Source organism: Agromyces terreus (assembly GCF_009749465.1).
Classification (GTDB): Bacteria; Actinomycetota; Actinomycetes; order Actinomycetales; family Microbacteriaceae; genus Agromyces; species Agromyces terreus.
Map to the genome: position 1 here is coordinate 1 of NZ_WBIS01000024.1, position 2,099 is coordinate 2,099.

Here is a 2,099-nt window from a genome sequence, read left to right on the forward strand (position 1 = left end):
GGGGGTGGGGTCAGAGGTGGGGGTGGGGGTGTGACCCCCGTGACTACTAGGACGGGGGTCCGGCTCCTCGGCAGCGGCGATGAGGCCTTCGATGCGAGACATGGCGCCCATGTACTGGCGCTGCAAGGCCTCGACCTCGGGCATGAGCGCTTCGAGGCCCTTCGTGGCCGCCTCGGCAGCGGCCTCGGTGAACAGATCGCGCTGAGCGTTCGCGGCCTCGAAGGCCTCGACAGTGGCCGTGAGCATGGGCCTGAGTTCGCGGAGGATGCCGCGCAGTTCCATCGAACGGTTCTGCCCTTCGAGCGCGGCGAGGCGGTCGATGAGGTCGACGTCGATGGGATCGAGAGTGACAGTGACTCGCACCATGCCGTTGTCGTTACGTGTGACCATGAGCACAGAGTATGACGATTACGACCCCCGTCAAGGTATGACACGCCGGTTGCGTCCGGGCAGGCATCCGAACACCGATCATCTGGCGCGAACCTCGACCCGCCGCAACCCCGAAGAGCGTGGGGTTGCACCGTGCCGAGAACCGGCCGGACGCTCCGCTTATCGAACGCATGCCCTCAGTGCGATGCAGTCCCGAGCAGGACTCTCGGGCCGTTCTGTCGGAGGCCGGCGAGAGGCCGGCCCGGAGTGCTCCCCGTCGCTCCGCGCCGGCTGCGCCCCTCCGCGCCGGCCTCTCGCCCAACCGCCGTCAGAGCCGGATCGAGCGACCCGACTTCGTGAGCCTCAGGCGCACCGTGCCGTCATCGAGCCGACGAGCCGTGATGAGGCCCCGAGCATCGAGCGCAGCGACCGCGAGCCAGACGTTGCCCACAGGACGCCCCAGAACGCCCGCCAGCGCCTCTACGACGCCCTGCCAGTCTCCACGGCGCAGATAGCCCACCAGAGCGCTCTGCGTGCCTCTGAGGGGCGCGTAGCGCGCGTAGGGGCCGCGGGCGCTCATCGCACTACCCCGAGCGTCTGACACTCGCCGCAGATCTCGACCAGCACGTCGGGGCCGTGATCGCGACGCACCTCGAGGAGCAGCGGGCGGAGACCCGGTACCGGCATCTCGGCCTCGAGCATGATCGCGACCGACACGGGCAAGACCATGCCGCAGGGCTGAGCCGCTGCACGGCTCCGGAGGCGTCGGGCTGCGCGGTTCATAGGCCGAGCGCCGCCAGGACTTCGGCGCGTGCCTGGTCGATGCCAACGACGGCGACGCGACGCTCGATGCTCGGGCCGTACTGGCTGCCGAGGAAGTGCAACGCCCGGCTCCAGTCGGTGGGTCGGCGGAAGTGCGTGGGCACCCGCTCCGGCTCGAAGCCCATGACCATGACCGCGAACAGCGCCGACCACCGCGACATGCCCCACGCCTCGTCAGGGCTCATGGTCGACAGGCGTTCCTTGACGGCTCGCTTGCCCGGTCGGACGACGAGCTCACAGCGGACGATGCCGCTCGGGATGCGGTCTGCGGCCTCGGGGTGCAGCGCGCGCAGCTGCTCGGACTTCTTGTACACGCGGAGGCGCGTCTCCGAGGTCGGGGAGCCGAGGTACCGCGTCGAGCCGCCGTCTGAGTCGGTGACGAGCCGGTACGAGATGCCGTGCTCCTCGGCGAAGCCGAGCGTCTGCGGATCGAGCACGGCGAAGTCGGCCGCGAAGTCGCACGCGGCATCCGCACGCGACACGCGATGCTCTGGGAACCGCGCGCGCAGCAGCGGCACCACCTCGTCGCAGGCCTCCGACGTGATCGTGACGTGAACCTCACCGGCGCGGGCGGAACGCCCGTAGACCTGCGCGAGCACCTCGTCGTCGCGTTCGAGCACGTCGCAGTGCGCGTACCCGTTGCGCCCCTTGCCGAGAGTGACCGTCGCCCCAGTTGCGAGCGCCAGCGCAGCAGTGACTCGACCGTCATCAACGTTGTCGATCGTGGCTTCGTACCAGTCCCAGCGAGAGGCAAGCGACATGCGTTTCAGGCCTCCTCAGTGGGGGTGGGGTCAGAGGTGGGGGTGGGGGTGTGACCCCCGTGACTACTAGGACGGGGGTCCGGCTCCTCGGCAGCGGCGATGAGGCCTTCGATGCGAGACATGGCGCCCATGTACTGGCGCTGCAAG

General features: G+C 69.4%; 4 protein-coding genes. All 4 read right to left on the reverse strand.

Features of this window, described 5'->3' with window-relative positions; all coding sequences use genetic code 11:
- Positions 1–390 (reverse strand): ribbon-helix-helix protein, CopG family (locus tag GQQ92_RS16395; RefSeq protein ID WP_269149192.1); only part of this gene is annotated, 390 nt, incomplete at its 3' end.
- Positions 391–697: 307 nt separating this feature from the next.
- The gene (locus tag GQQ92_RS16400; protein ID WP_157000379.1) at positions 698–949 is read right to left on the reverse strand and encodes a hypothetical protein; all 252 of its coding nucleotides are present in this window, start codon (positions 947–949) and stop codon (positions 698–700) included.
- Positions 946–1,086 carry a hypothetical protein gene (locus GQQ92_RS16405; protein WP_157000380.1) on the reverse strand — a complete coding sequence of 47 codons (141 nt, stop codon included), beginning with the start codon at positions 1,084–1,086 and terminating at the stop codon, positions 946–948. Before GQQ92_RS16405 ends, GQQ92_RS16400 begins: the two co-directional genes overlap by 4 nt.
- A gap of 62 nt (positions 1,087–1,148) precedes the next feature.
- Positions 1,149–1,952 (reverse strand): hypothetical protein, encoded by an 804-nt coding sequence (locus GQQ92_RS16410; RefSeq protein ID WP_157000381.1) that lies wholly within the window; start codon positions 1,950–1,952, stop codon positions 1,149–1,151.
- Positions 1,953–2,099: the final 147 nt, after the last annotated feature.

Excerpts from the sequence above, each read along its gene's own strand:
- GQQ92_RS16400 (WP_157000379.1), bottom strand. The coding sequence starts at position 949 with ATGAGCGCCCGCGGCCCCTACGCGCGCTACGCGCCCCTCAGAGGCACG.
- GQQ92_RS16410 (WP_157000381.1), bottom strand. The coding sequence starts at position 1,952 with ATGTCGCTTGCCTCTCGCTGGGACTGGTACGAAGCCACGATCGACAAC.